Source organism: Azospirillum sp., from assembly GCF_035628975.1.
Lineage (GTDB): Bacteria > Pseudomonadota > Alphaproteobacteria > Azospirillales > Azospirillaceae > Azospirillum.
Map to the genome: position 1 here is coordinate 42,632 of NZ_DASPIS010000143.1, position 26,073 is coordinate 68,704.

Below are 26,073 nucleotides of genomic sequence, written 5' to 3' on the forward strand. Positions count from 1 at the left end.
GCATCAGCGGTCAAGTCTCTGGCCGCCAAGGACCGTTCAGGAGCAACCGGCGTGAAGACCGCATCCCCCACCATCGCCACCGACACCTCGTCCCGCCTGCCCGCACCGGGGCGCCGGTTCTGGACCATGCTCGGCCCCGGCTTCGTGGTGGCGGTCGGCTATATGGACCCGGGCAACTGGGCGACGGACATCGCGGCAGGGTCCAGCTTCGGATTCGCGCTGCTGTCGGCGGTGCTGATCGCCAGCCTGGCCGGCATCTTCCTGCAAGGGCTGATCGTCCGGCTGACGCTGGCGACCGGCAAGGATCTGGCCCGGCTGATCCGCGACCGCTTCCCCCGCCCGGTGGCGATGGCGGTGTGGGCCGTGTCGGAATTGGCGATGATCGCCACCGATCTAGCCGAGTTGCTGGGCAGCGCCATCGCGCTGAAGCTGCTGTTCGGCATCCCGATCATGGCCGGCGTGGTGATCTCCGCCGTGCTGACCTTCGGCATCCTGGCCCTGCCGGGTGCGAGGGGCCGTGCGCCCGAACTGGTGGTCGGCGCGCTGATGAGCGTGGTCGTGGTCTGCTTCGCCTGGGAGCTGGTGATCGCCCGCCCCGATCCCGGAGCCCTGCTGGCCGGGCTGGTCCCGAGCATCGAATTGGCCCGCGATCCGGAGATGCTGTACCTGTCGCTGGGCATCATCGGCGCCACCGTCATGCCGCACAATCTGTTCCTGCACTCCGGACTGGTCCGCTCGCGGCTGGCCGAGGTGAAGACGGCGGAGGAGCGCCGGCAGGCCGCCCGCTGGCTGACCATCGACCTGTCGACCGCGCTGGCGCTTGCCGGTCTGGTCAACGGCTCCATCCTGGCGGTCGCCGCCGTCGCCTTCCAGGGCGTCACCACCGGCAGCACCCCCGGCATCGAGGATGCGCACGCCCTGCTGGGCAGCAGCATCGGCGGGGCCGCCGCGCTGATCTTCGCCATCGCCCTGCTGGCCGCCGGACAGAGCTCCACCACCACCGGCACCATGGCCGGCCAGATGGTGACGGAAGGCTTCCTGAACCTGCGCCTGCGCCCCGTCACCCGTGCGCTGATCACCCGCGGCGCCTCGCTGATCCCGGCGCTGGCGGTTCTGGGCAGTGCCGGCGACGGCGCGGTGGATGAACTGCTGGTCTTGAGCCAGGTGGTTCTGGCCTTGACCCTGCCCTTCATCCTGATCCCGATGCTGTTGCTGCTGCGCAACGACAAGCTGATGGGTGGGCTGGCGATGGCGCCGTCGACCCTGCGGCTGGCGAGCTTGACGGTGCTGCTGCTGACCGGCCTGTCCGGCTGGCTGGCCGGCACCACGGCGATGGCGTGAGCGGAAAGGCACCTCGACCCGGAACGGGGAATGGTCCATCTTGCGGCCCCTCCCCGTTCCTCACTGTCTGACCGGTGCCCCATGGATCCCGTCCTCGAACAGCGTCCTATCGAAGAGCGTCTGGCCGACTTGGAAAGCCGCCTCGCCCACCACGAGCGCATGGCGGAGGAGATGTCCGAGGTCATCTTCGCCCAGGGCCAGACCATCGACCGCCTGACCGCACAGCTGAAGCGCATGCGCGACCGGGTCGAGGCGGCCGAATACGCGATCGCCTCGCCGCAGGATGACCGGCCTCCGCCGCATTATTGAGGGGTGGAGGCATTTCCGTGCCGCGTTAGACCCCCACCCTAACCCTCCCCCGCTCTCAGCGGACCTATGGTCCGCCTGCCGCGTCAGCACAAAGCTATGCTTTGTGCGAGAGCTGGGCGGGGGGGACCAAATGCTTGTTCGGGAGAGTGGCGGCAGTCCCTCCCCCGCCCAGCGGGGGAGGATAGGTGGGGGTCTAACGCAGCCGCTCACCCCACCCCCTCGACCACCACCTCCGTCATCATCCCCGTCGCCATGTGCAGCAGGTTGTGGCAGTGCAGCGGCCAGCGGCCGGGGTTGTCGGCGTCGAAGGCCACCGTCACGCTGCCCATCGTCGGCACCAGCACGGTGTCGCGCACCGCCCCCACCACCGGACGGCCATTGATCGCCACCACCTGGAAATGATGGCCGTGCAGGTGCATCGGGTGAGCCATCATCGACGGGTTCTCGAAGGTCAGTTCCACCCGCTGGCCCTGGCGCACCATCAGCGGCATATGAGCACCGAAGATCCGGTCGTCCAGGCTCCAGACATAGGGCGCCATCGACCCGGTCAGCCGCACCCGCGTCGACAGGTCCGCTGCGCGGGTTGGAAGGGACTGCCCGGCCACCAGCCGCCGCTCCAGCGACAGGTCGAGCGCTTCGGTCGCGGCGTCTCCCCGTTCCGCCAACCGCTGCACGGTGGCGCCGGGCGTGGCGAGCACGATTCCGGTCCGCTGCACCGCTCCCTCGCGCAGGGCAAGGATCGGAAAGGCACCGCCTTCGGAGGGAAGCGTCAGCCGGATGTCGAGGCGCTGCCCCATGCTGATCCCGAAGCGGTTGCCGGCGACCGGGTGCACGGGGTTGCCGTCCGCCGCGACCACCTCCCCGGTCAGGCGCCCGAGATCGAGATGGAAAGCGGTGGAGGTGGCGCCGTTGATCACCCGCAGCCGCACCCGGCCGCTCCGCTCCACCCGCACGACCTCGGGATCCGCAAGCGTGCGGTCGTTGGCGAGATAGGCGTCATACTCGACGTCGTTGAGGTCCATCGCCATGCCGCCGGACATGGCATGTCCTGCGGAACCATGAGCCATTCCACCGTGATTCATGGCACCGTGCCCCATGGATCCGTGTGAGCCATGCCCCGTTTGGCCATGCCCCGTTTGGCCATGTCCCGTCTGGCCGTGGCTGCCATGCCCCATCTCGCCGGCCGGACCAGTCAGCGCCGCCAGCACCTCCGCCGGATCGCGGAAGGTGAAGTCGTGCAGCAGGATGGTCATCTCCTGCTCGTCGGCGCGGAGGTCATCGGGGCTGCGGACCACCAGCGGAGCCGCCATCAGCAATTGTTCCTGCAGGCCGTGGTGGGAGTGCATCCAGTGCGTGCCCGTCCGCGGCGCGAAGTCGTAGCTCGCAGAGCCGCCGTCGCGGATGGTCGGGCGGTTGATGTCCGCCACGCCGTCCTGGGCATAGGGAGGAGTCTGGCCATGCCAGTGGATCACTGCCTCTTCTCCCGCCCGATTGGCGAGATCGACCAGAAACCGCCGTCCGGGATCGAGGACGAGTCCATGCGTGCCGTTGGGCTGGCGGATGCCGAACACGCTCGCCGCCTTGCCGTTCACGTCCAGCGTGCGGCGCTCAATGGTCAAACCGACCGGGGTCAAACCGACGGGGGTCAGGCGGACGGGCTGATCCGCGACCGGCGCGGCGGCCAGGGTGGAGCGGGGAAAGGCGGGCAGCAGCGCGGCACAGCCGCCGGCCATGGCCGTCGACAGCAGACGGCGGCGCGAAAGCGCGAGAGTCATTGCGGACACCGGAAATTCGAATTGGGGGAAAGTGCGGAAGGCGCCGTCACGCCCCGAGCGGACGCGGACGACGCGGACGCTTCATCCCAGCCGCGGTGGCGGAAGGTCCGGGCGCACTCCCTGCCCCTCGCGCAACGGTCCGGCGGGCCAACCCGGCGTCGACCTCGCCAGCACGACCGGAACGACCAACTCCTCCCCCGGCGCGGACGCCGCCACGGCAGCGCATGCCATGCCGCCGCAGCAGGGCTGCAGCACACCATGGTGAGCTGCTTCCTGACGGCCTGATCCTTGCGACTGGGCCGGAATCGGCCGGATATGGTCGGTCTTTGCCGCCGATTGCAGGTGTTGCTGCGCCGTGGCCGCGGGCGAAGGGCTGTCGCCGTCATGCGGGCATGCGGCGACGGCGGTACCTTGCCACAGCAGCAGGACGAGCATAGCCAGGGCTATCGCCCCCGCTATGCCCGTCAACCGCCGCAGCCAGTCGGTGACGCAGATCGGCACCGCAACGCTCCCGCTTGTTACCCAGCCATTTCAGATAGGCCGTCGGGCCGATGCGGTCAATCGCCGCCGGCCGCCGGACAGCCCCATTACCCATTCAGTCCTAAGAGCTTTCCCGAGCATGGAACTGCAACACAGCTCCCCTATATTCGCGCTCACCCGAAACAACCCACCTTCGTCGTGACCATGTCCGCCTCCGCCCGTCCGGCCAACACCCCGCACATCGCGACCCGTCAGCTGCATTGCGCCTGCTGCGGCCGTCCATTCGTCCGTCCGTCGACGCGGGGGCCGGCACCGCTCTATTGCTCGGTGGATTGCCAGAAGCAGATGCGGGTCCGCACGCGGGTGTGGAGCCAGCGCGACGACGCTCCGTTCGGTCTGCGGCGCGCGTCCTAGTCCGAAAAATTCTCAGCGGATCTCGACGGTCGCGCTGTCGCTGCGGCCGTCCGCGTCGAGCACCGTGACGCGGACCAGCCCCGGACCGTCCGGTCGCCACACCACCTCGCGTGCGATGGGCGACTGGGCGATGCGGCGCCCGTCGATCAGCCAGGACAGCGGCCTCCGCCCGCCGGTGGCGGTCATGGTCATCGGCTCCCCCTTCCCGTCCGGCCCCAGCGCTTCCAGCACCATGTCGCTGACCGGGAAGGTCAGGCGAAGCCGGTCGGTCTGGCGGGGACCGGCCACCTCGGCGTCGCCGGGCCGCAGGCGGCGCAGCAGTTCCGGCGGCGTCTCGTTGCGGACCAGGCCGGCGGGCCTTCCACGGTCGGCCGGAAGCCGGTCGAACACCTCGAACAGCAGCGGCGCCGCCGTGTTGCGGCCGTAATGGTCGGGACTGGGCGTACCGTCCGGCCGGCCTACCCACACGCCGACCGTATAGCGCCCGGTCACGCCGAAGGCCCAGGCGTCGCGGAAGCCATAGCTGGTGCCGGTCTTCAGCGCCACCGGCCCGCTGCCGCGCAGTTCCTGCGCCTGAACCACGCCAGGCGGCGGCGGAGAGCCTTCCAGGATCGCCCGAACCTGCTGCGCCGCCGTGGCCGACAGCAGCCGGTGTTCCGCCCCATTGACTTCCTCCCTGGTCGCGCGCAACGGTGCGACGAGCCCGTCGCGGGCAAGCCCGCTGTAGAGCGCCGTCATGTCCCACAGGCTGATCGACGCCCCGCCCAGGGCCACCGGCAGGCCCGGCAGCGCCGTGCCATGGGGAAGCACGAGCCGCGCGCCGGCCCGCCGCAACGCATCGGCAAATCGCAGCGGCCCCACCCGGTCGAGCACCAAAACCGCCGGCACATTCAGCGAGCGCTGCAGCGCCTCCATCACCGTCAGGTCTCCGGTGAAGCTGCGGTCGAAATTGCGCGGCGCCCAGTCGCCGAAGCGGGTGGAGACGTCGGCGATCTGGGTCAGCGGGTGAATGATGCCGTCGTCGAAACCCAGCCCATAGATGAAGGGCTTCAGCGCCGATCCCGGCGAGCGGACCGCCCGCACCATGTCGATGGGCCCCTGCCGCGTCTCGTCAAGCGCATTGGGACTGCCGAGATAGGCGAGCACCGAACGGTCGCGGTTGTCCACCACCAGCACCGCCAGCCCGGCCTGCGGGTTCAGCGTCTCCGCCGCCCGGCGGCCAAGCGCCTCGACCGCCTGCTGCAGCGTGCCGTCGATGGTGGTGGCGATTTCCGCCCGGCCGGGGTTGGCGCTGCGCAGCCGGTCGGCAAGATGCGGGGCGGAGGCCGGCAGGGGAAGGCGCGCCGACGGCACCGGCAGCGACTTCGCCTCCGCCACCGCCCTGGGCGACAAGGCGCTCGCCTCCGCCACCCGGTCCAGCACCTTGTCGCGCGCCGCCTGCGCCCGCTCCGGATAACGGTCGGGCCGCAGCCGGGACGGCGATTGCGGCAGCGAGACCAGCAACGCCGCCTCCGCCGCATCCAGTTCCACCGGCGGCTTGCCGAGCAGCATCAGCGAGGCCGCCCGGATGCCTTCGATGTTGCCGCCATAGGGGGCGAGCGTCAGGTACATGCCGAGGATATCGCGCTTGTCGTAGCGCCATTCCAACTGCGCCGCCCGCGCCGCCTCGATCAGCTTGGCCGTAAAGGTGCGAGGCCGCGGCTCCAGCAGGCGGGCGACCTGCATGGTGATGGTGGAGGCGCCGGAGACCACCCGCCCGGCCCCCAGATTCTGCGCCGCCGCGCGAAGCACCGCCAGCGGGTCGACGCCGGCATGGCTCTCGAACCGCCGGTCCTCATAGGCCAGCAGCAGCTCGACGAACAGGGGCGACACGTCCTCGGCCGTCGCCGGCAACCGCCACGCCCCCGCCCCGTTGGTGAAGACGCGCAACGGCTGGCCCTTGCGGTCGGTGACCGTCACCGACAGATCGGCCAGCCGGTCCAGCGGCGGCGGGAACAACCGGTCGAGCGCCAGCGCCGTGCCCATCAGGATGGCAATGCCCGCCGCCGCCGCTCCGGCCCGCCGGAACCACCTTCGCAATCGTCACTCCGCCGGACGGACCGTGATCCGCCCGGTGTTCTGGCGGGCGAAGAAGCGCGGCTTGTACATGTCCTCCACCGACGCGCCCGGTAGTTCATAGGTGCCGGGGGTGATGGCGCGGACGATGAAGGCAAGCTTGAAGGTCTGCTGATCCTCCGTCAGGTCCACCGCGGCGACATAGCGGTCGTCGCGCGCCTCGGTCGTGCGGGTGTAGCTGAGGTCGCCCAGCCACTGCATCTCCTCCGGCGTGCCGCCCCCCAGCTTGGCGTTCTCGATCTCCCAGCCGGCGGGCAGCGCATGGGTCACCATGCCCTGGTGGAACAGCTTGGTGTTCGCCTCGCCCTCCAGCACGACGACGAAGACGTCGTTCTGCTTGATGGTGTCGAGGTTCAGCACCTCGCCCTTGCGGGTGAAGAAGTTGCGCTTGATGCGCAGCCCTTCGCGCGCGGCCGGCTGGGGCGCCACCGGCACGCCGGACAGCGACACCGCCTGCCAGACCGCCGCCTTGCCGGAATTGGCGACCGGGATGCCGGCCTTCAGCTGGGCCAGCGTCGGGGTCAAATCGACCCGCGCGCCATCCCGCTTCGCACCGCCCAGCGTCACCTCCACCTTGGCCGGCGAACCGCGCAGCAGCGCGTCGGCGGCCAGCACCGACCATGCCTTTTCCTGCGTGTTGGTGCGGTTGGCGGCGGTGGCCGAGGCCGGAAGCCGGTCGATCAGCGCCGGGATGCGGTTGCCGGACATGTTGACCTCGGTCATCAGCGCCACCAGCGCCGCGGCGTCGCGGACGGTGGAGCCGTAATCGACGTGCCATTCCTCACGCGCCAGATGGCCGACGGCGCTATCGAAGGCGCTGGCCGCCCGCTCCTGGTCGCCCATGCGGGCCAGAGCCGCCCCCAGCTGCCCCTTGGCTAGCGGCGTCGGCAGCTTCTCCAGCGCGGTGTCGTGCAGGTAGCGCGCCGGCCCCGGCAGCGACACGCCGGCCAGCGCCAGCGTGTGCAGGGCATAGGCGCGCACCGTCAGATCCGCCGGTTCCGTCGCGCTGGCGATGGCGCGCTGGCGCAGCCAAGTCAGAGCATCGGTCAGCGGCTTGTCCGGTACCGCCTCGCCCTTCTGCTTGGCGCGCACCAGGAACTCGGTGGCATAGGCGGTCAGCCAGCCGTCGGCCTCGTCATGGGCGCCCCACAGGCCGAAGGCGCCGTCGAAGCGCTGCTTGTCCATCGTGCGGGAGATCGCCTGCTGGACGCGGGCCTCCAGCCCATCGTCCGGCTTGCGGTCCTTGCCCAGCGCCAGCTCGACGTCGCGCACCACCAGCAGCGGCAGGGCACGGCTGACCGTCTGTTCCAGGCAGCCGAAGGGATAGCGGTCGAGCGCCCGCAGGATGCCGCCGACATCGAAGGGCGGCGCGGTGGTGAAGCTGGCCGACCAGTTGGTCGTCCCCGGCATATAGGTTGCCAGTTCCGCCCCGTCGAAGCGGACGCTCTCGCCGGGCGCGATCTGGCGGGTGACGAACTGCGTCTCCACCGCCCGCGCCGGGCGCACGGTGATGCCGTACTCGTGGCTCAGCGTCAGATTCTCCGGCCCCTTCACCGCCACGGCGACATGGCCGATGCCGGCGGCGACGCCCTTCAGCGGCACGACCAGCGTCTTGCGCTCGCCCTTCGCCAGCGGAACCGACAGGTTGCCGCCCTCCACCGACACCGCATCCTGCGCGGTGACCGCCACCTCATAGGTGCCGGCCGCCGCCTCCACATTGTGAAGCGACAGCGTCACCCGGCTGTCGTCGCCGGGGGCAAGGAAGCGCGGCAGGATGGCGTCGGCGACCAGCGGATCGCGCACCGTCACCGGCCCGGCGGCGGAACCGACCCGACCACGGCTGTAGGCCACCGCCATGACGCGAAGCTCGCCGTTGAAGTCCGGCACGTCGAAGCCGATGCGGGCGGTGCCGTCGGCCCCCACCTTCACCGGCCCCTGGAACAGCGAGACCACGGTGAAGGGCACCACCGGCAGTCCGGCGCCGCTGGAATCGCCGCCCTGGCGCATGGCGCCGTAGGGACCGTCCAGCGGGTCGATCAGCCGGCCGTAATCGTCACGGATGTCCAAGCCCAGCCGGCGCTTGCCGAAATAATGCTTCTCCGGCTGCGGGCTGGCGAAGTCGGTCAGGCGCAGGATGCCCTCGTCCACCGCGGCCAGCGTGACATAGGTGTCCTCAATCGACCCGCCATCGGCGGCAGCGACCTTCACGCCGACCTCCAGCCGGCTGCGCGGGCGCAGCACCGGCGGCGCGTCCAGCGCGACGGCCAGCGTGCGCACCGACGGATCGACGCCGACCCAGGCGACGCCCATGGCGCGCACCGGCTGGCGCTCCCGGCCCTTGACCGGCGGACGGTAGGCGGTGGCGGTGACATAGGCGCCGGGACCCCAGGCGGCATCGACCGGGATCTCCACCGTCGCTCCCTCGGCCGGAACCGAGATGGTGCGCACGTCGAAGATGCGATCGGTCGCCACCGTCACCAGCAGTTCGCCGGCGAAGGGCGGCGCCACGCGGATGCGGGCGGTCTCACCCGGCTTGTAGGACTGCTTGTCGGTGGAGACCTCCAGCTTGTCCGGGATGTCGGCGGTCTCGTCGCCGCTCGCCCAGCCGGAATAGAAGCGGTAGGAACTGGCGACGCCCGCCGCCTTGTCCGTCACCTCCAGCCGGTAGCGGCCGAAGTCGCGCTTGCCGAGCGCCATCTGTGCCGGCTTGTCGGCGGCGACATCGACGGTGCCGGACGCCAGCGGCACGTCGCGCACGGTGGCGTTGTAGCTGTAGCGGCCATCGCGGCGGAACCAGACGAAGGAAACCCGTTCCTCCACCAGTTCCCACTTGATGCCGGGCTTGGCGATGGCGCTGCCGTCCGGCGCCACGGCGACGAGATCGAAGGCGGCCTCCGCCCCCTCGCCGATACGGCCATCGGAGAAGCGCGGGCGCAGGCCCAGCGCATGGGTCTTCGGCCGCACCGGCACGCTCACCGACTTGTGCACCGGGCGCCCGCCCGGCTCGGCCAGGGTGACGCGGATGTCGGCGCGCAGCGGCTTGCTGGTGTCGGGCACCTCCGGCAGCGTCACCTCGACACGCGAGACGCCCTGATCGTCGGTGGTCGGGAATTCCAGCGGGTCGAGCCGCTCGGTCGGGTTGTCCTGCACCCGGCCGAAGCGATAATCCTTGAAGGCCGGATAGGGCATCGGGTCGGGCTTCAGCGCCACCTCGGCGGTGCCGTCCAGCCCGGCGGCCGGCGGGCCGTAGAGGAAGCGGCCCTGCGCCGCCACCTCGAAGGGCTGGCCCGGCACCAGGATCGGCGCGCTGGCGGTAAGGTCGAGCGCCAGCTTGATCGGCACGAAGTCCTCGACCTGGAACTCGCCACGGCCGATCGGCTCACCCTTCGGGTCGCTGTAGACCAGCACCTCCCAGCCGCCGAGCGGCGCGGTGCGGGTCAGGCTCAGCGGCAGGAAGAAGCCGCCGGCTTCCCGGCCCTTCAGGGCGCCGCTGTAATATTCGGTGCCGCTTGGGCGCATGACCTTCACGGTCAGCGGGAAGTTGTCGACCGCCTCGGTCTTGTCGTCGCGCAGCAGGATCGACAGGTTCACCGTCTCGCCCTGGCGGTAGACGCCGCGGTCCGCATAGACGAAGGCGTCCATCGGCCCCGGCGCCGGACGCCCGCCGACTCCGCGGTCGCTGAGGTCGAAGGCGGCGCCGGTCAAATCCTGCATGGCGAAGTCGGTGCCGAGATAGGCCATCACCATCTCGGGCGCATTGCCGCCGGTCTTCAGCAGGCCGGGCGCGAAGCGGGCGCGGCCGAACTCGTCGGTCTTGGCGCGGGCCAGTTCGGCGTTGTTGCGGGCGACCAGCGCCACATCCACCCCCGGCAGCGGCTTGGCCGAGCCGAAGGAGCGGGCGAACACGGTCAGCCCGTCAGCCCCGCGGAAGCTGGTCAGACCGATGTCGGACAGCAGCACCCATTGGGTCGCCAACGCATCCCAGCGGTCGCTATCCTCCATGTCATGAGGACGGGCGGTGACGACATAGAGGCCGGCCTTGGGATCGTCGCCCACCGCCTGCCGGAACGGGATGGCGGCGGTGACGTCGCGATTGCGCTCCCCCTTCACGTCCAACGTGCCGGTCCAAACCAGCTCGCCATTCTCCTGGGCCAGCCGGTCCGCGGCATAGCCGGTCAGTTCGCTGAACAGGCTGGCGTCATATTTGTTGGAGACAAGCGCACGGTCGACGATGCGGTAGACCGACACGTCCAGCCGGTCGGTGTTGACGCTGACCACCGGAATGCCGTCGGCACCCTTGCGCGGCAGGATGTAGGCGGATCCGCGGAAGGCCGCCATGGAGGGCCGGTCGGGCACGCGCACGCGCTGGGTCTCGTCGGCCTTCAGCGCCACGCCGTCCTCGCCGGGCAGCCCCTGGCGCAGGGTGACGGTGTAGCCGTTGCCATGGGTGACGCCACGCAGGCACAGGCTGTTCTCCCGCGCTTCGAGCGCGGTCTTGGTCGGCGGCTCCACCCGGACGTAATCGTCGAAACGCACGCCCGGCTTGCCGGTCAGCCGGTCGGAGAACTGGAAGCAGACGCGCGGGCTGGTGCCTTCGGCGTTGACGGTGACGCCGGTCATCGCCAGCCCGGCCTTGCGGCGCATGGCGACGAACCGCTCCTCCAGCTTCGGCGCCTGGGTATCGAGGGTCGCCGCTTCCAGCTTCGGCGCCAGCTCACGGATGGCCTTCAGCGCCTTGACAGCCTCGTCCGGCTTGCCGAAGGCCTCGTCCATCAGCGTGGCGATGCGCCAGAGGATGGCGACGCGTTCCTCGTCCTTCGGGTTGAATTGGCCGGCCATCACGGCGCTCTGCAGCGCGCGGTCCTTGTTGGGCGGGGTGGTGGCCATCCAGGCGGCACTCAGTTCCAGCCAGACCGATGGCGAGCCGCCGCCCTGGGTGATGGTCTTCTCATAGGCCTGGATAGCGCCGGCCATGTCCTTGCGGTCGCGGGCGGCGCGCGCCTGCTTCAGCAGGTCGGCGATCACCTGCGGCTTCGGCTGCGGCGGCGATTTCAGCAGCAGCCCGTTGGCATAGGCGGTGGCATCGGACAGCGCCCCCGGCGGCGTGTAGTCGGCGCGGACCGGACCCGCCGCAAAGGCCATCACCAAAAGGACCCAGAGCAGCGTCAGCAGCCGTACCATCATGTCGCCTTACAACCGGAAGCGGGAATGCCCGGTTATAGCGCCGATAATCGGGCTATGGCGATAAGCCGAAGTGCCGATGCCACTTCCCGATAGCTTGCTGGACTCTACCTCTCCCCCTGGGGAGAGGGTCGGGGTGAGAGGGATGCACAGGTTGGATTCTCGGGAAAGGGCCGCGCCGCGTCCCCCTCACCCTAACCCTCTCCCCGGGGGGGAGAGGGAATATCCCCCACCGCCAAGCGCACGAACGCCCGCTCGGCGATGCTGCGGTAGCGGTCGCGGTGGCGCAGCAGATGGAAGGGCCGGGCCGGCAGGTCCAGCCCCTCCAGCGCCACGATCCGTCCGGCGGCCAGATCCTCCGCGACGATCAGGTCCGAGAGCACGCTCGCCCCCACCCCGGCCAGCAGGGCCGCGCGGATCACCCCGCCGCCGGGCAGCGTCATCGCGACATCCAGCCCGTCCGGGTCCACCCCCACACCGCGCATCGCCGCCTCGAACAGCGCGCGGGTGCCGGAACCGGGTTCGCGCAGGATCCAGCGTCCAGCGGCCATCTCCTCCCGACTGACCCGTCCCTGCCCGGCCCAAGGGTGCGAGCCGCCCACCACCAGCCGCAGGCGGTCGCCCTCGATCGGTTCGCTGACCAGCGCCGAATCGGACACCGCGCCCTCGGCAATGCCCAGTTCGGCGCGCCCGTCGCGCACGGCCTCCGCGACCTGTTCGGTGTTGCCGATGGACAGGTCCACGCGGATGCCCGGATAGGCCTCGGCGAAGCGCAACAGGCGCGGCGGCAGCCAGTGGTTGCCGACCGTCTGGCTGGCCGCCAGCCGCAATGCGCCGCGCGACAGGCCCGACAGCTCGGCCAGCATGGTGCCGGCCTCTTCCACCTTCGCCAGGATGGCGCGGGCCTGACTGTGGAGCAGCTGGCCGGCGGCGGTCAGTTCCACCCGCCGGCCGATGCGGTCGAACAGGCGCAGGCCATGCTCCGCCTCCAGCGCGGCGATGGCGGCGCTGACTGCCGGCTGCGACAGGTGCAGCACCTCGGCGGCACGGGTGAAGTGCAGCATCTCCGCCACCGTGGCGAAGATGCGCAGCTGCTCCAGAGTCACGCGAACAGGCCGGTGAAGGGCAGGAAGTCCACCAGATCGCCCGGCCGCACGGCGGTGGCCTCCGCCGGCACGTCGACCAGCCCGTCGGCCTCCACCATCGAGGTCAGCACGCCGGAGCTGTTGCTGGGGAACTTCACGGCGACCGGACGGCCATCGGCCCCACGCTCCAGCCGGGCACGCAGGAACTCGCGACGGCCCGGCTTCTTGGTGAAGGTGAAGTCGGCGACCACCAGACTGCGCGGCGTGGCGATGCTGGATGCCCCCGACAGGCGCAGAACCAGCGGCCGGCCGACCAGCAGGAAGGTGACCATCGCCGACACCGGGTTGCCGGGCAGCCCCAGGAAGGGCGTATCCCCGACCCGGCCCAGCGCCAGCGGCTTGCCCGGCTTGATCGCCAGCGTCCACAGGTCGATGGAGCCCAGTGCGTTGACCGCCGCCTTGACATGGTCCTCCTCGCCCACCGACACGCCGCCGCTGGTAACGATCAGGTCGGCGGTGCCGGCGGCCTCGGCCAGCGCGGCACGGGTGGCGTCCGGCCGGTCGGGCAGGATGCCGAGGTCGCGCACCTCCACCCCCAGCGCATCGAGCTGAGCGGCCAACGTGTAGCGGTTGGCGTCATAGATGGCATGGTCGGGCTTCGGCACCCCCGGCTCCCGCAGTTCGTCACCGGTGGAGAACAGCACGACCGTCAGCCGCTTGCGCACCGTCAGGCTTGAACGGCCGACCGCGGCAGCAAGCCCAACCTCCTGCGCGCGCATCCGCTGGCCGGGGTGCAGCACGACGGCGCCGGCCGTCATGTCCTCTCCCGCCGAACGGATATTGGAGCCCCGTTTCAGCGAGGCCGGGACCAGGACGGCGTCGCCGTCGGTCCGGCAATCCTCCTGCATCGCCACGGTATCGACGCCGGCCGGGACCGGCGCGCCGGTGAAGATGCGCACCGCCTGCCCCGGCCCGACGGTTCCCTCGAACTTGGAGCCAGCCGGCACGCGCCCCACGATGTCGAGGCGCCGGAACCCCTCCCCGGCATCGGCGGCATAGGCCCAGCCGTCCATGGCGGACACGTCCGCCGGCGGCACATTGACCGGAGCCACCACCTCCTCCGCCAGCACGCGGCCGAGCGCCTGGCGCAGCGGCACTTCCTCCGTCCCTGTCACGGCGCCATAACCCTGCGCGACGCGCGCGACCGCCTCGTCCAGCGACAGGGGGGTGGGGCCGTGTGCGGAGCAATCGTCCATGGTCTCGATGTCCTCGATAAGGTGTCCAGCGACGCGCCGGTCGGCTATCGCGCTCGCCCGAAGGAGCGGCCAAGTCGCGCGATCGGTAGCGCCAACTGCAGCGCGCGACCTTGATCGACGTCAAGATCCTGTTTCGGCATGTGCCGGTTGCGCGCCCCTTCCGCCTCCCGGCCGGTCAGGCTGTCTCCGCCCGCAACCAGTCCAGATAGGCGGGATTGCCGCGCCCGACCGCAAGCTCCACCACGCAAGGCGTCTCGTAGCTGTGCAGGTCGCGCACGCGGGCGGTGAGCCGGTCGAACAGCGAGGATCGGGTCTTGGCGATCAGCACCGCCTCCTCCGCCTGTTCGATGGCGTCGTTCCATCGATAGACGGAGGTCATGCCGTCCAGAATGTTGGCGCAGGCGGCCAGGCGCTCCTCCACCAGGGTGCGGCCGATGCGGAGCGCTTCCTCCTTGGAGCCGGCGGTGATGTAGGCGAAGACCAGCAGGTCGGTCCCGGTCTCAAGCATGGAAGGGCTCCTCCTTTTCGATGCACCTGCGATGAGCTTTCGCGTAGGATGCCCCCACTTTGCCACAGCCCCCACCAGGGCCGGCACCCCCTGTCCCATCCCGTTTCCGCAAGAGTCGCCCGTCCATGGCCAAGCCCCGCCGTTCCCCGTCCCGCAGCGCCCCGTCAGACGTCCAGGGGGCTTGGCTGCGCCGCGGTCTGGACCAGCCGGGCGGCAAGCTGCCGCTGTTCGACGAGAGGGGGCAGCGCGTGAAGAAGGCGACGGTCGAGGCGTGCCTGAAAGCCGGCTGGGCGGAACGCTGGTTCGACAATCCGCTGAAGCCGGACTGGCTGGTCTGCCGCCTGACCGAAGCCGGGCGCGTCGCGCTGAATGGACAGGGCTGCAACGAGGAAGTCCCGGCCGACGGGGCGGAGGATGATGCGCGCCAAGGTGCGCTGATCTGAGGTCAACTCATGGCGCGACGGCAGGAACGCCTCTGCCCTTGCGGGACGCTCCGGTTACCGGGCGACCCCGTCACTGGGCGACTTGGGCGACGCCGTCGACGCGCTTGATCCGAAGCAGCCTGTCTACCTCGGCCTGCAGCTGGCGCGGGGTCACCGGCTTATGCAGCACGGCCACGCCATGGGCGGAGACGTCGGCCAGCGTATCGATGCCCGTCTCGCCGGTCAGGATCATGGCGGGGATCTCCTCCCCATAGCGTTCGCGCACGCGGCGGATCACTTCCGTACCGACACGCCCCTCGCGCAGCCGGTAATCGGCGATGACGATGTCCGGCGCCCGGTCCAGAGCCTCCAGCCGGTCCATCGCCCGGTCGGGGCCGTCCGCCGCGACCACGCGGAACCCCCATTCGGTCAGCACCGTCTGCAGACCCAGCAGCACCACCGCATCGTCGTCCACCAACACCGCCAGCCGTGGCCGGTCGATCACCGGCCGGCGGTCCACCCCGCCCGCGCGGGTGGGGATGAGGCGGGCGGGAGCCAGCGGCACCAGCACCCGGAAGGCGGAGCCCTGCCCCTGCACCGAGCGCACCTGAACCGGATGGTCGAGCAGCTGCGACAGCCGCCGCACGATGGCAAGCCCCAGCCCCAGTCCGCGCAGCCGGTCGCGTTCCGGATTGCCGACCTGATGGAACTCCTCGAAGATGCGGTCGAGATGTTCGGGCGGAATGCCGATTCCGGTGTCCTGCACCTCGATGGCCAGCCTCTCGCCATCGACCCGGCAGCGGATGCGGATGGCGCCGGCCTCGGTATAGCGCAGGGCGTTGTCGACCAGGTTGCGCAACAGCTGCATCAACAGGCCACGGTCGGTCCGCAGAACGGCCTCGCAGCCCTCCACCCGCCAGACCAGCCCCTTGGCGGTGGCCTGCTCGGCATAGGCGGCATCGAGCGCGTCGGTGATCTCGCTGGCGGCGAACGTGTCCAGCACCGGCGTCACCACGCCCGCCTCCAGCCGGGAAACCTCCAGCAGGCCGTCCAGCAGCCCCTTCATGGTGTCCAGCCCCTGGTCGAGCCGGGACAGCAGGTCGCGCCCGTTATGGTCGCCGACATGGCGGGCCAGGGCCGCGGACAGGAAGAACAGGGCTTGCAGGGGTTGGCGGAGATCGTGGCTGGCGGCGGCGAGGAACTTCGCCTTGGCGAGATTGGCGCGCTCGGCTTCCTCCCGGGCGGCGTCGCGCTCCGCTTCCAGCGACTGAAGGCGATGTATGAGACTCATGCGACCACGGCTCTCACGGAGGATTGGGGTTCCCGAAGGCGCCCCGTTTCCATTTTAGAACAGAACCGGGGTTAATGTTAAACTGCATTAACCATAACTCTGCTGCAGCGCGCAACCCCTCCCAGGCATATGTGCCGCATGGGCAGGGTCCATGAAGAAATGGTTAATGCCTGTGCATATGCGAAAGCCCCGGCAATTTTCCGGGGCTTTCCGCATTCGGGACTCAGATGGGCCGTTCGGCGCCAGACGCTTTGGGCAAGCCCTTCGATAGTCCCGCTATCAATAGCCGCGACGAACCGCGTTGTGGATCTCGCCCCGGGTCAGACCGATGTCGGACAGTTCGGCGTCGGACATGTGGTTCAGCTCACTTTCCGCGCGGCGAAGTTCAATCCGTTCGCGGACCCAATGAACGACACGTTGAATGACAGTGCTGCCCTTTGTTCCGGCGCCAAACAATTCACCGGACGTAGACTGCATCGAAGAGTAGGCCATGATGATCTCCTGCGCTTGGCGCTCGATTACATGAACCTATTTTGCCTTTTGCAGCCGCGAAATCAATGACCGACCCTCTGCGGCGCGGCGGCGGCAGACCTGCGCGAATTCGATAGAACCTTCGTAGGCAAATGGAGCCAGATCAAAGCGGACACGAAAAAACGCGCGGAGGTCTCCCCCCGCGCGTCTTCAAAAACAAAGCCCTGGTGCTGTCAGGCTTACTTGACGGCCGGCTTGCGCGACAGGTTGTGGTGCGCCTCGATGTAGCGGACCGTGCCCGACTTGGAGCGCATGATGACCGAATGGGTATAGGCGCCGCCCGGAACCCGACGGACACCCTTCAGCATGGCGCCGTCGGTGACACCGGTGGCGGCGAACATGACGTTGCCGCGCGCCAGCTCGTGCAGGCTGTACTTCTTGTCCAGGTCGGTTACGCCCCACTTGGCGGCGCGGGCGCGCTCGTCGTCGTTGCGGAACAGCAGACGGCCCTGGAACTGGCCGCCGATGCAGCGCAGGGCCGCGGCGGCCAGCACGCCTTCCGGCGCACCGCCGGAACCGACATACATGTCGACACCGGTGCCGGCTTGGCTGGTGGCGATGACGCCCGACACATCGCCGTCGTTGATCAGCATGATGCGGGCGCCGGCTTCACGGACGCGGGCGATCAGCTCGGCATGGCGCGGACGGTTCAGGATGCAGACCAGCAGTTCCTCGATCTCGGTGCCCTTGGCCTTGGCCAGCGCCTTCAGGTTGTTGGCCGGCGTCTCGTCCAGGTCGACGATGTTGTCCGGCAGGCCGGCGCCGACGGCGATCTTGTCCATGTACACGTCGGGGGCGTTCAGGAAGCCGCCCTCCTCCGCCATGGCGATCACGGCCAGCGAGTTCGGACCGCCGGTGGCGCAGATGGTGGTGCCTTCCAGCGGGTCGAGCGCGATGTCGACCTTCGGACCGGAACCGATGCCGGCACCGACCTTCTCGCCGATGTACAGCATCGGGGCCTCGTCGCGCTCACCCTCGCCGATCACGACGGTGCCGTCGATGTAGAGCGTGTTGAGCGCCTGGCGCATGGCGTCGACCGCGGCCTGGTCGGCCAGCTTCTCGTCGCCGCGGCCCATCAGCAGCGAGGCCGACAGGGCGGCGGCCTCGGTCACGCGGACGGCCTCCAGCGCGAGGTTGCGGTCCATGTGGGACAGATCGACATGCGTAGACGGCGTAGACATCGTGTGCTCCCCCCGACTCTTCGGTCGTATAAGGCTGTGTTTGGTTATTCTGGGAAACGGGGCAGATCAGAACTGCTCGATCCGGATCATCCGCGGCGGCTCCAGCACGTTGTCGCTGGCCGCGATGGTCGCAAGCGCGCGCTGCATGGCCGCCTCGTCGGTGTCATGGGTGGTGAGGACCACCGGAACGCCTTCGCCCGGCGAACGGCCGCGCTGCAGGAACTGCTCCATGGAGACGTTCTGGTCACGCATCGCCGCTGCGATATCCGCTATCACACCGGGGCGGTCCACCACCATCAGGCGGACGTAGTACGACCCGCGGCGCGCCTCCATCGGCGAGGGAGTTGCCGCGCCCAGCCGATCGGCCGGAACGCCGAAGGTGGGCGTAGACCGCCCGCGGGCAATGTCGATCAGGTCGGCGACCACCGCCGACGCAGTCGGCCCGGCACCGGCCCCGCGACCGACGAACAGCACCCGGTCGGCGAAGTCCGCCTGGGCCACCACCGCATTGAACACGCCGTCCACCGACGCGATCGGCGCGGTCTTCGGCACCATGCAGGGATGGACGCGCTGCTCGACACCCGCATCGGTGCGACGTGCGATGCCCAGCAGCTTGATGCGGAAGCCCAACTGGTCGGCATAGTCGAAATCGACCGCCGAGACCTGCCGGATGCCTTCGATGTAGACGGAAGAAAAGTCGACCGGAGTGCCGAAGGCGACGGAGGCGAGGATCGCCAGCTTGTGCGCGGCATCGACGCCGTCGATGTCGAAGCTGGGATCGGCCTCGGCATAGCCGAGAGCCTGGGCATCGGCCAGCACATCGGCGAAGTCGCGGCCGGTCGTCCGCATCTCCGTCAGGATGTAGTTGCAGGTGCCGTTCAGGATGCCGTGGATTTCAGACACGCCGTTGGCGGCCAGACCTTCGCGCAGCCCCTTGATGATCGGGATGCCGCCGGCCACCGCCGCCTCGAAGGCGACGGTCAGGCCGTTGGATTCGGCCTTCCGGGCGATCTCGGTGCCATGGACGGCCAGCAGCGCCTTGTTGGCGGTGACGACGTGCTTGCCGGTCTCCAGCGCCGTGGCGACGGTGTCGCGCGCCGGACCTTCCGAGCCGCCGATCAGCTCCACCACCAGATCGGCACCAGATTGCGCGGCCATGACGACGGGATCGTCGAACCACTGGACCCGCGACAGGTCGACGCCGCGATCCTTGCCCTTGGACCGCGCGCTGACCGCGACCACCTCGATCCGGCGGCCGCAGCGCTGTTCGATCAGCGAACCTTGCGTGTCCAGCAGCTTCAGGACACCGGCGCCGACCGTACCAAGGCCGGCGACGGCGATTTTCAGGGGGGCTTGCTGGGCGTTCGGCATCAGGCTTTCGCTTTCTCGGATTCCAAAAGGGCGGCACGGGCCACCGGGTCCTTGCTCGCCGCAACGCCGCCGGCGTTGGAGCGGAAGAACTCCTTGATGTTGCGGGTCGCCTGACGGATGCGGTGGACGTTCTCCACCATCGCCAGACGGACATGGCCGTCGCCGTATTCGCCGAAGCCGATGCCGGGCGCCACAGCGACCTCCGCCTGCTGCAGCAGCAGCTTGGAGAATTCCAGCGAGCCCAGATGGGCGAACTGCGGCGGGATCGGCGCCCAGGCGAACATCGACGCCTTCGGGCTGGGAACCTCCCAGCCGGCGGCGGCCAGACCCTCGATCATCACGTCGCGGCGCTGCTTGTACATGTCGCGGACCTGCTGCACGCAGTCCTGCGGACCGTTCAGTGCGGCGGCGGCGGCGACCTGGATCGGCGTGAAGGCGCCGTAGTCGAGATACGACTTGATGCGGGCCAGCGCGGTGATCAGCGTCTTGTTGCCGGTCGCGAAGCCGATGCGCCAGCCGGCCATCGAATAGGTCTTCGACATCGAGGTGAACTCGACCGCGATCTCGCGCGCTTCCGGGATCTCCAGGATCGAGGGCGGCGGGTCGTTGTCGAAGAAGATCTCGGCATAGGCCAGATCGGACAGAATGTAGATGCCGTGCTTGCGGCAGAACTCCACGATCGGGCGGTAGAAGTCGAGCCCGACCACCTCGGCCGTCGGGTTCGACGGGTAGTTCAGCACGAGCGCCAGCGGCTTCGGCACGCTGTGGCGCACGGCGCGCTCCAGCATGATCATGAAGCTGTCGATGTCGGTCGACGCCCCGTTCTCCATCCCCACCGGCAGGTGGCGCACCGAGGCGCCGGCCAGGATGAAGCCGAAGGGGTGGATCGGATAGCTGGGGTTCGGCACCAGGATGATGTCGCCCGGGCTGGTGATCGCCTGGGCGAGGTTCGCCAGCCCTTCCTTCGAGCCGATTGTGACGATGCACTCGGTCTCGGGGTCGATGTCAACGTTGAAGCGGCGCTTGTAATAGGCGGCATGGGCCTTGCGCAGGCCGGGGATGCCGCGGGAATTCGAGTAGCGGTGCGTCTTCGGATCGCGCACGGCCTCGACCAGCTTGTCGACGATGTGCTGCGGGGTCGCCTGGTCGGGATTGCCCATGCCGAGGTCGATGATGTCGGCGCCGTTGGCCCTAGCTCGCGCCTTCATCGCGTTCACTTCGGCGAAGACGTAGGGCGGCAGGCGCTTGATGCGATGGAATTCGTTGTTCGACATGGACGCTCCGGAAGACCGCTCCGGTCACGCCACGAACCCAAGAGACCTGCGGACCGGGACTGACGTTCTACCGCCCTGACGCGACGGAAGCGAGGCAAATTTCGCGGGATGCGCGGCAGGGACGGTGCTTTCGCCGCAAGCCGCCGCGCAAGCGCCGGAAAGGCGGCACGGAAGAGCGACCAATCAATTCCCTCAACTATGTCGTGGTTAAACCTAACTGTGCCTTAACTCATTAGCCTTCATATTACTAAGGTCGGGTGCGTCGCAGAAGCGCCCAAACGCGACCAGACGGTCCCGTCTGCTGGAGATGTGAGATGGTTTCGCTTTTGAAGGCCGCCGACGGCCTCCTCGGCAATATGCGCGTCATGCGGAAGCTGGCGCTCGCCCTGTCCATTCCGATGGCGGGCGTGGTCATCACATCGTCGCTGCTGGTGTGGGACCAGCTCCAGGCGAGCCGCCGCGCCGACGATCTGGCATCCGTCACCCGCCTGTCGGTCGGCATGACCAGCCTCGTGCACGAACTGCAGAAGGAGCGCGGGTCGTCGTCGGTGTTCCTCAGCGGAAAGCTGGACGAGGACCGCCGGCGGATGGAGACGGTGCGGACCGCATCGGACGGCAAGCTGGCGGACCTGATGCCGCAATTCGCCGCCGCCCGCATCCGCGACCCCCATGTGGCTGCGGCGATGGCAAGCGCCCGTGACGCATTGTCGCAGCTGTCCGGCCTGCGTAGCGGCGTGAACGCCATGACCCAGTCGCCCTTGGAAACGGTGGCGAGCTACACCGTCATGATCCGCAAGCTGCTGGACGCCGCCGGCCAGGCCCGCAGCATGTCCGACGACAGCGACCAGCTGCGCGCCGCCGATGCCATGGTCTCCCTGTCGGAGGCGAAGGAACGCTTGGGCCAGCAGCGGGCGGTCGGCGGCGCCGCCTTCCGCAAGGACCGGTTCCCGGCCGACGCGCATGAACGCTTCATCGAACTGAACGGCGAATACAAGGCGCTGATGGCCGGCCTGAAGGCCAAGATGACGGCCGAGGAAGCCGCCTTCTTCGACAGGACCTTCACCGGCGGCGTCGTTGAGGAGGTGGAGCGGATGCGCCGCATCGGCGTCGCGTCCGCCTATGGCGCCGGAAACCAGGGCGTGGATGCCGGCAAGTGGTTCGACACCATCACCGTCACCATCGACATGCTGCGCACCGTCGAAATGCGGGTGGCCGACAACCTGATCGCGCTTGCCAGCCGGGACGTCCGGGATTCGATGACCCGCCTCACCGGCGTCGTCATCGGGGTGGCCGTGCTGCTGGTGATGATGACGCTGATCGCGGTGCTGGTCGCCCGCAATATCACCCGTCCGATCGCCCGCCTGAACTCGGACATGGCGCGGATGGAAGCGGGCGAGCGCGAATTGACCGTCGCCGGGGCCGAACGCGCGGACGAGCTGGGCGCCATGGCCCGCCGCCTGGACCAGTTCCGCCTCAGCCTCGCCGAGGCCGACCGGCTCGCCGCCGAACAGCAACGGCAGCAGCAGGAGCGCCTGCGCGAGGCGGAGCGGCTGGAACGGCTGGTGGAGGAGTTCGACCGCCACATCGAATCGGTGGCCGAACGGCTGGCCGGCGCGGCCACCGGCCTGCGCGGCAATGCCGAGCAGATGAGCCGCATCGCCTCCGACACCGAAGATCACGTGCTGTCGGTCGCACGCGCGTCCGAAGGGGCGTCCAGCAACGTCCAGGCCGTGGCCGCCGCGACGGAGGAACTGACCGCCTCCATCGCCGAGATCGGGCGCCAGATGGCGGGTTCCACCGACATGGCGGAACGCGCGGTAACCGACGTGCGCCACACCGCCGGCGTGATCGCCGATCTCAGCGATGCCGCGCAGCAGGTTGGCGAGATCGTGCGGATGATCACCGACATCGCCAGCCAGACCAACCTTCTCGCCCTCAACGCCACCATTGAGGCCGCACGGGCCGGCGAGGCCGGCAAGGGCTTCGCCGTTGTGGCGAGCGAGGTGAAGCAGCTGGCCAGCCAGACGGCCAAGGCGACGGACGACATCACCGCGAAGGTCGCCGAAATCCAGTCCGCCACCAGCCAGACCGTCCAGGCCATCGGCGGCATCGGCACCATCGTCACCCGCATCGAGGAAAACATCTCCGCCGTCGCCGCCGCGGTGGAGGAGCAGAACGCCGCAACCGCTGAAATTGGCCGCAACGTCCGTCAGGCCGCGGACGGCACCGACCAGGTCTCCCACAACGCCGCCCTGGTCAGCACAGAGGCCGGCCGCGCCGGAAGCATGGCTAAGGAGGTGCTGCAGATGGCTGACGCCCTCAAGCAGAACGCCGACAGCCTGCGCAGCGACGTGACGAACTTCATCGGGCAGATCCGGACGGCGTGAGGGGAAGGGGCAGGCGTCCTCGCTGTTCACCCCATGGTGAGGCGTGTATCCTGACGACGCCCTGCCCCGCTCCCGCCCCGGAGGCTTCTGCGATGCCAGTTTCCCGAATGCCGCCGCCACACCCACGGCAGGTGACAACCACCATTCTCGCGGAGGAGCTGCCGCGCGCGATTGCCGCCGCGCTGCCCTTCCGCCCGCAGGCGGGGACACGCTTCCGCGTGACGGTGGAGCCCGTCGAGGAAAGCGAGGACGAGCGCGTTCAGGCGTTGCAGGACGACATCGCCGTGGGGTTGGACGATGCCGTGTCAGGCCGAACGATCGACGGCGAGCAGGTTTTCGAACGGTTGATCGCGAAGTACGCAGGGGCAAGACACCCCGATCGGGATTGATCGCCCGGCATGGCGAGACTGGAACTCACAGCGGCGGCGGAAGCCGATCTGGAGCAGATCGCCGATTACATCGCGCATGAGAATCCTCTCGCCGCCGTTCGTCTGGTGTTGGACATTCGAGAACATTGCCGGAAGATTGCTGCGGTTCCCGGCATCGGCCGCGCCCGTCCGGAACTGGGTCCAAACCTGCGCAGCTTGGCTTTACAGCCTTATGTCATCGTCTACAGCCACACCGAACCGCATCGGGTGATCGTGATCCGGATTATTCACGGTGCACGCGACTTGCCCCGGATCATGCAGGATTAGGACGACCTCACCCCCGCCCCACCTCCGTCGCCTTGGCGTATTTCCGCTTCGCCACCTCCAGCGACGCCAGAAGCTGCTGACCGGTCGCGCCCCCGTCCCCGCTGACGCGGCCGGTCATCACCGCCTTGATCGCGTCGACATGGGCCTTGAACAGCAGGTGCTCGTTGGCGGTCACCGTGGTCAGGCCGCCGCGGGTGGCCTCGTAGAGCGACTTGGCGATGTGGGTGATCAGCGGATAGCCGAAGATGCCACCCTGCCCGCGCATCTCGTGGGCGGAGCGGTTGACCTGGGCCAGCAGGCCGGACACGGCGTCCGGTTCGCGCGGCAGGCGGTCGACGCGGCGGCCCATCTCCTCCACCTCCGCCCCGATCCAGACGGCATAGTCGCCGGCCCGGTTCAGGATCTCCTCCTCCGCGGCGGCCAGCACCTCCGGCGGCAGGGTGGGAACCGGGTCGCGCGGGGCGAGGCCGACCTTGGCGCCCAGCCGGTTGGGCAGGTCGAAATAGATCACCGGGAAGCGGTCGATTCCGCGCGCCTTCGACGCGCTGCGCACCACCAGGATTTCCGACGGCGCGGTGGTCCGGCAGTCCATGGCGACCGGCTTGTCGGCGCGGCGGCGGTCCGGCCCGAAGTAGCCCTTGGCCAGAACGAAACGGCGCGGCCGGGCGATGGCGAACAGCAGCCGGCTGGCGATGGTGTGCGCCGAAAAGGGCTTGGCGATGAAGTCGGTGGCGCCGAGATCGCGGGCCTGCTCAACATACTGGCGGTCGGCGGCCCCCGACAGCATCAGGACCGGCAGGAACTTGTCGGGGCTCTTCGGGCTGTAGCGGATCCAGCGCAGCAGCATCAGCCCGTTGACCTCGGGCATCACCAGATCGGACAGGATCAGGTCGACCGGGGCGGTCCCCGGCGGCAGGGCGGCCCGCCGCTCCTCCAGCCAGCGGATGGCGTCGGCGCCGCTCGCCACCCCCTCCACCCGGCCGATGCCGATGGTGCGCAGGGTGGCGGTCAGGACCGCGCGGATGAAGCCGCTGTCCTCCACCACAAGGACGGACAGAAGATCGAGCTTCGGCTGGGTCATCGCCATCTGCTTGGCGCCATCTGATTGGTAAAGCGGGCCATATCCCCGCATTCAGTACCCCTTCTTCTTGCACAGCCACGCCGCTTTGGCGAGAGACAAGCGCACGGGACAACCCGCCGGATTCAGGCCACACGAGACAGGAGCCGCCGCCGCGGTTACCCTCCGCCGGGCAAACAGACGCACCAACCAACAACGAGAGGATTCGCCCGATGCCGCAGCCCGATCACGTCATGGCCCTGCCCCTGCCGGAAAAGCCGGACCTCGACCCCGACATGCAGGTGCTGTTCGACAAATGCGTGGAAAAGCTGGGCTTCGTTCCAAATGTGCTCCAGGCCTACAGCCTGCGGCCGAAAAAGCTGCGCAACTTCGCCATGGTCTATAACGAGCTGATGCTGGGCGAGAGCGGACTCAGCAAGCTGGAACGCGAGATGATCGCGGTCGTCGTGTCTTCGGCCAACCACTGCTACTACTGCCTCGTCGCCCATGGGCAGGCGGTGCGCAAGCTGTCGGGCGACCCTGAACTGGGCGAGATGCTGGTTGCGAACTATCGCGTCGCCCCGCTGGAACCGCGCCAGCGCGCCATGCTCGACTTCGCCTGGAAGCTGACGAAGGAACCGATGTCGGTGGGCGAGCCCGACCGCGAGGCCCTGCGCGCCGTCGGATTCAGCGCGGAGGACATCTTCGACATTGCCGATACGGTCGGCTTCTACAACATGTCCAACCGTGTCGCGACCGCGGTGGACATGATCCCCAACCGCGAGTACCACAGCCAGGACCGTTGAGGCTGGATTTTCAGCGCCGGTCGTCCGGCACCACCGAGGCCACACAGGGTTGGAATCATGAGGATCGTCCGCTTCTTCGTGCGACTGTTCGCCGTCATCGGCTTCCTGCTGGTGGCCGGGGCGGTCGCGGTGGTGGTGCTGGCCGTCCGCCACGAACCGGCCCTGCCCGACGCGGTGGTGCTGGAACTCGACCTGACCAAGCCGCTGGCCGAAAGCGAAAGCGGCAGGATCGGCAGCTTCTTCGAGCACCAGACGACTCTGCGCGAGGTGCTCGACGCGCTGGACGGCGGCCGGCGCGACCCCAAGGTGAAGGGCGTACTGGCCCGCTTCAGCGACGACAGCATCGGATTCGCCCAGACGCAGGAGCTGCGGGCAGCCATCGAGCGCTTCCGCGCCTCGGGCCGCTTCGCCGTCGCCTTCGCGGAGGAGTATGGCGGGGGCGGGCCGGGCAATCGCTCCTACCTGCTGGCCAGCGCCTTCGACGAGGTGTGGCTGCAGCCGCTGGGCACGCTGGGCATCACCGGCCTGTCGGCGGAACTGCCCTTCGCCCGCGATGCCTTCGAGCAGCTGGGCGTGCAGCCGCAATTCGCCCAG

Annotated in this window: 21 protein-coding genes; 9 read left to right on the forward strand and 12 right to left on the reverse strand. The window is 69.0% G+C overall.

Features of this window, described 5'->3' with window-relative positions; all coding sequences use genetic code 11:
* Positions 1–51: 51 nt before the first annotated feature.
* Together VD964_RS29325 and VD964_RS29330 are read left to right on the forward strand one after the other, a co-directional pair.
* On the forward strand, positions 52–1,341 hold the full coding sequence (locus VD964_RS29325; protein ID WP_324871958.1) for an Nramp family divalent metal transporter: 1,290 nt from the start codon (positions 52–54) through the stop codon (positions 1,339–1,341).
* Positions 1,342–1,422: 81 nt separating this feature from the next.
* A complete protein-coding gene (locus VD964_RS29330; protein ID WP_324871959.1) occupies positions 1,423–1,650 on the forward strand; it encodes a SlyX family protein in 228 nt (75 codons plus the stop codon).
* Between the two features lie 206 nt (positions 1,651–1,856).
* Here VD964_RS29330 and VD964_RS29335 read toward each other — a convergent pair whose 3' ends face one another.
* On the reverse strand, positions 1,857–3,425 hold the full coding sequence (locus VD964_RS29335) for a multicopper oxidase family protein (protein ID WP_324871960.1): 1,569 nt from the start codon (positions 3,423–3,425) through the stop codon (positions 1,857–1,859).
* A 684-nt stretch (positions 3,426–4,109) separates the two neighbouring features.
* On the opposite strand from VD964_RS29335, the gene VD964_RS29340 reads away from it, so the two are divergent.
* Positions 4,110–4,319, forward strand: coding sequence for a hypothetical protein (locus VD964_RS29340; RefSeq protein ID WP_324871978.1), 210 nt, complete (start codon positions 4,110–4,112; stop codon positions 4,317–4,319).
* Between the two features lie 12 nt (positions 4,320–4,331).
* On the opposite strand, the gene pbpC is transcribed toward VD964_RS29340, so the two are convergent.
* The 5 genes from pbpC to cutA all read right to left on the reverse strand — a co-directional run bounded on the left by pbpC (position 4,332) and on the right by cutA (position 14,464).
* On the reverse strand, positions 4,332–6,398 hold the full coding sequence (gene pbpC / locus VD964_RS29345) for a penicillin-binding protein 1C (protein ID WP_324871961.1): 2,067 nt from the start codon (positions 6,396–6,398) through the stop codon (positions 4,332–4,334).
* 3 nt (positions 6,399–6,401) lie between these two features.
* Complete coding sequence (locus VD964_RS29350; RefSeq protein WP_324871962.1) at positions 6,402–11,618, reverse strand: alpha-2-macroglobulin; 5,217 nt, start codon at positions 11,616–11,618, stop codon at positions 6,402–6,404.
* A 191-nt stretch (positions 11,619–11,809) separates the two neighbouring features.
* Positions 11,810–12,721, reverse strand: coding sequence for a LysR family transcriptional regulator (locus VD964_RS29355; protein ID WP_324871963.1), 912 nt, complete (start codon positions 12,719–12,721; stop codon positions 11,810–11,812).
* Positions 12,718–13,956: a gephyrin-like molybdotransferase Glp gene (gene glp, locus VD964_RS29360; RefSeq protein WP_324871964.1), complete on the reverse strand. Its 1,239-nt coding sequence runs from the start codon at positions 13,954–13,956 to the stop codon at positions 12,718–12,720. The genes VD964_RS29355 and glp overlap by 4 nt, the downstream gene beginning before the upstream one ends.
* Before the next feature lie 175 nt (positions 13,957–14,131).
* Complete coding sequence (cutA, locus tag VD964_RS29365; RefSeq protein WP_324871965.1) at positions 14,132–14,464, reverse strand: divalent-cation tolerance protein CutA; 333 nt, start codon at positions 14,462–14,464, stop codon at positions 14,132–14,134.
* A 125-nt stretch (positions 14,465–14,589) separates the two neighbouring features.
* On the opposite strand from cutA, the gene VD964_RS29370 reads away from it, so the two are divergent.
* Positions 14,590–14,907 carry a hypothetical protein gene (locus tag VD964_RS29370; protein ID WP_324871966.1) on the forward strand — a complete coding sequence of 106 codons (318 nt, stop codon included), beginning with the start codon at positions 14,590–14,592 and terminating at the stop codon, positions 14,905–14,907.
* Between the two features lie 70 nt (positions 14,908–14,977).
* Here the strand turns inward: VD964_RS29370 and VD964_RS29375 are convergent, their stop codons facing one another.
* The 5 genes from VD964_RS29375 to VD964_RS29395 all read right to left on the reverse strand — a co-directional run bounded on the left by VD964_RS29375 (position 14,978) and on the right by VD964_RS29395 (position 20,534).
* Positions 14,978–16,177 (reverse strand): ATP-binding protein, encoded by a 1,200-nt coding sequence (locus tag VD964_RS29375; RefSeq protein ID WP_324871967.1) that lies wholly within the window; start codon positions 16,175–16,177, stop codon positions 14,978–14,980.
* A gap of 279 nt (positions 16,178–16,456) precedes the next feature.
* Entirely contained in the window at positions 16,457–16,669 is a 213-nt protein-coding gene (locus VD964_RS29380) for a DUF1127 domain-containing protein (RefSeq protein ID WP_324871968.1), read from the reverse strand.
* Between the two features lie 218 nt (positions 16,670–16,887).
* On the reverse strand, positions 16,888–17,889 hold the full coding sequence (gene glpX / locus VD964_RS29385; RefSeq protein WP_310113416.1) for a class II fructose-bisphosphatase: 1,002 nt from the start codon (positions 17,887–17,889) through the stop codon (positions 16,888–16,890).
* 66 nt (positions 17,890–17,955) lie between these two features.
* Positions 17,956–19,260: a homoserine dehydrogenase gene (locus VD964_RS29390; RefSeq protein ID WP_324871969.1), complete on the reverse strand. Its 1,305-nt coding sequence runs from the start codon at positions 19,258–19,260 to the stop codon at positions 17,956–17,958.
* Positions 19,260–20,534, reverse strand: coding sequence for an LL-diaminopimelate aminotransferase (locus VD964_RS29395; RefSeq protein WP_324871970.1), 1,275 nt, complete (start codon positions 20,532–20,534; stop codon positions 19,260–19,262). Before VD964_RS29395 ends, VD964_RS29390 begins: the two co-directional genes overlap by 1 nt.
* Positions 20,535–20,848: 314 nt before the next feature.
* On the opposite strand from VD964_RS29395, the gene VD964_RS29400 reads away from it, so the two are divergent.
* The 3 genes from VD964_RS29400 to VD964_RS29410 all read left to right on the forward strand — a co-directional run bounded on the left by VD964_RS29400 (position 20,849) and on the right by VD964_RS29410 (position 23,616).
* Positions 20,849–22,921 (forward strand): methyl-accepting chemotaxis protein, encoded by a 2,073-nt coding sequence (locus tag VD964_RS29400; protein ID WP_324871971.1) that lies wholly within the window; start codon positions 20,849–20,851, stop codon positions 22,919–22,921.
* A gap of 92 nt (positions 22,922–23,013) precedes the next feature.
* Positions 23,014–23,310, forward strand: a complete 297-nt coding sequence (locus VD964_RS29405) for a hypothetical protein (RefSeq protein WP_324871972.1) — start codon at positions 23,014–23,016, stop codon at positions 23,308–23,310.
* Positions 23,311–23,319: 9 nt separating this feature from the next.
* A complete protein-coding gene (locus VD964_RS29410; protein WP_324871973.1) occupies positions 23,320–23,616 on the forward strand; it encodes a type II toxin-antitoxin system RelE/ParE family toxin in 297 nt (98 codons plus the stop codon).
* A gap of 7 nt (positions 23,617–23,623) precedes the next feature.
* Here the strand turns inward: VD964_RS29410 and VD964_RS29415 are convergent, their stop codons facing one another.
* Positions 23,624–24,697: a response regulator gene (locus VD964_RS29415; RefSeq protein ID WP_324871974.1), complete on the reverse strand. Its 1,074-nt coding sequence runs from the start codon at positions 24,695–24,697 to the stop codon at positions 23,624–23,626.
* Between the two features lie 209 nt (positions 24,698–24,906).
* On the opposite strand from VD964_RS29415, the gene VD964_RS29420 reads away from it, so the two are divergent.
* On the forward strand, positions 24,907–25,479 hold the full coding sequence (locus VD964_RS29420; protein ID WP_324871975.1) for a peroxidase-related enzyme: 573 nt from the start codon (positions 24,907–24,909) through the stop codon (positions 25,477–25,479).
* A gap of 57 nt (positions 25,480–25,536) precedes the next feature.
* A partial coding sequence (locus VD964_RS29425) for a S49 family peptidase (protein WP_324871976.1) occupies positions 25,537–26,073 on the forward strand: 537 nt, incomplete at its 3' end.

Excerpts from the sequence above, each read along its gene's own strand:
- VD964_RS29395 (WP_324871970.1), bottom strand. The coding sequence starts at position 20,534 with ATGTCGAACAACGAATTCCATCGCATCAAGCGCCTGCCGCCCTACGTC.
- VD964_RS29380 (WP_324871968.1), bottom strand. The coding sequence starts at position 16,669 with ATGGCCTACTCTTCGATGCAGTCTACGTCCGGTGAATTGTTTGGCGCC.
- VD964_RS29375 (WP_324871967.1), bottom strand. The coding sequence starts at position 16,177 with ATGAGTCTCATACATCGCCTTCAGTCGCTGGAAGCGGAGCGCGACGCC.
- VD964_RS29400 (WP_324871971.1), top strand. The coding sequence starts at position 20,849 with ATGGTTTCGCTTTTGAAGGCCGCCGACGGCCTCCTCGGCAATATGCGC.
- glpX (WP_310113416.1), bottom strand. The coding sequence starts at position 17,889 with ATGTCTACGCCGTCTACGCATGTCGATCTGTCCCACATGGACCGCAAC.
- glp (WP_324871964.1), bottom strand. The coding sequence starts at position 13,956 with ATGGACGATTGCTCCGCACACGGCCCCACCCCCCTGTCGCTGGACGAG.
- VD964_RS29335 (WP_324871960.1), bottom strand. The coding sequence starts at position 3,425 with ATGACTCTCGCGCTTTCGCGCCGCCGTCTGCTGTCGACGGCCATGGCC.
- VD964_RS29390 (WP_324871969.1), bottom strand. The coding sequence starts at position 19,260 with ATGCCGAACGCCCAGCAAGCCCCCCTGAAAATCGCCGTCGCCGGCCTT.
- cutA (WP_324871965.1), bottom strand. The coding sequence starts at position 14,464 with ATGCTTGAGACCGGGACCGACCTGCTGGTCTTCGCCTACATCACCGCC.
- VD964_RS29340 (WP_324871978.1), top strand. The coding sequence starts at position 4,110 with ATGTCCGCCTCCGCCCGTCCGGCCAACACCCCGCACATCGCGACCCGT.
- VD964_RS29350 (WP_324871962.1), bottom strand. The coding sequence starts at position 11,618 with ATGATGGTACGGCTGCTGACGCTGCTCTGGGTCCTTTTGGTGATGGCC.
- VD964_RS29370 (WP_324871966.1), top strand. The coding sequence starts at position 14,590 with ATGGCCAAGCCCCGCCGTTCCCCGTCCCGCAGCGCCCCGTCAGACGTC.
- VD964_RS29330 (WP_324871959.1), top strand. The coding sequence starts at position 1,423 with ATGGATCCCGTCCTCGAACAGCGTCCTATCGAAGAGCGTCTGGCCGAC.
- VD964_RS29415 (WP_324871974.1), bottom strand. The coding sequence starts at position 24,697 with ATGACCCAGCCGAAGCTCGATCTTCTGTCCGTCCTTGTGGTGGAGGAC.
- VD964_RS29420 (WP_324871975.1), top strand. The coding sequence starts at position 24,907 with ATGCCGCAGCCCGATCACGTCATGGCCCTGCCCCTGCCGGAAAAGCCG.
- VD964_RS29410 (WP_324871973.1), top strand. The coding sequence starts at position 23,320 with ATGGCGAGACTGGAACTCACAGCGGCGGCGGAAGCCGATCTGGAGCAG.
- VD964_RS29405 (WP_324871972.1), top strand. The coding sequence starts at position 23,014 with ATGCCAGTTTCCCGAATGCCGCCGCCACACCCACGGCAGGTGACAACC.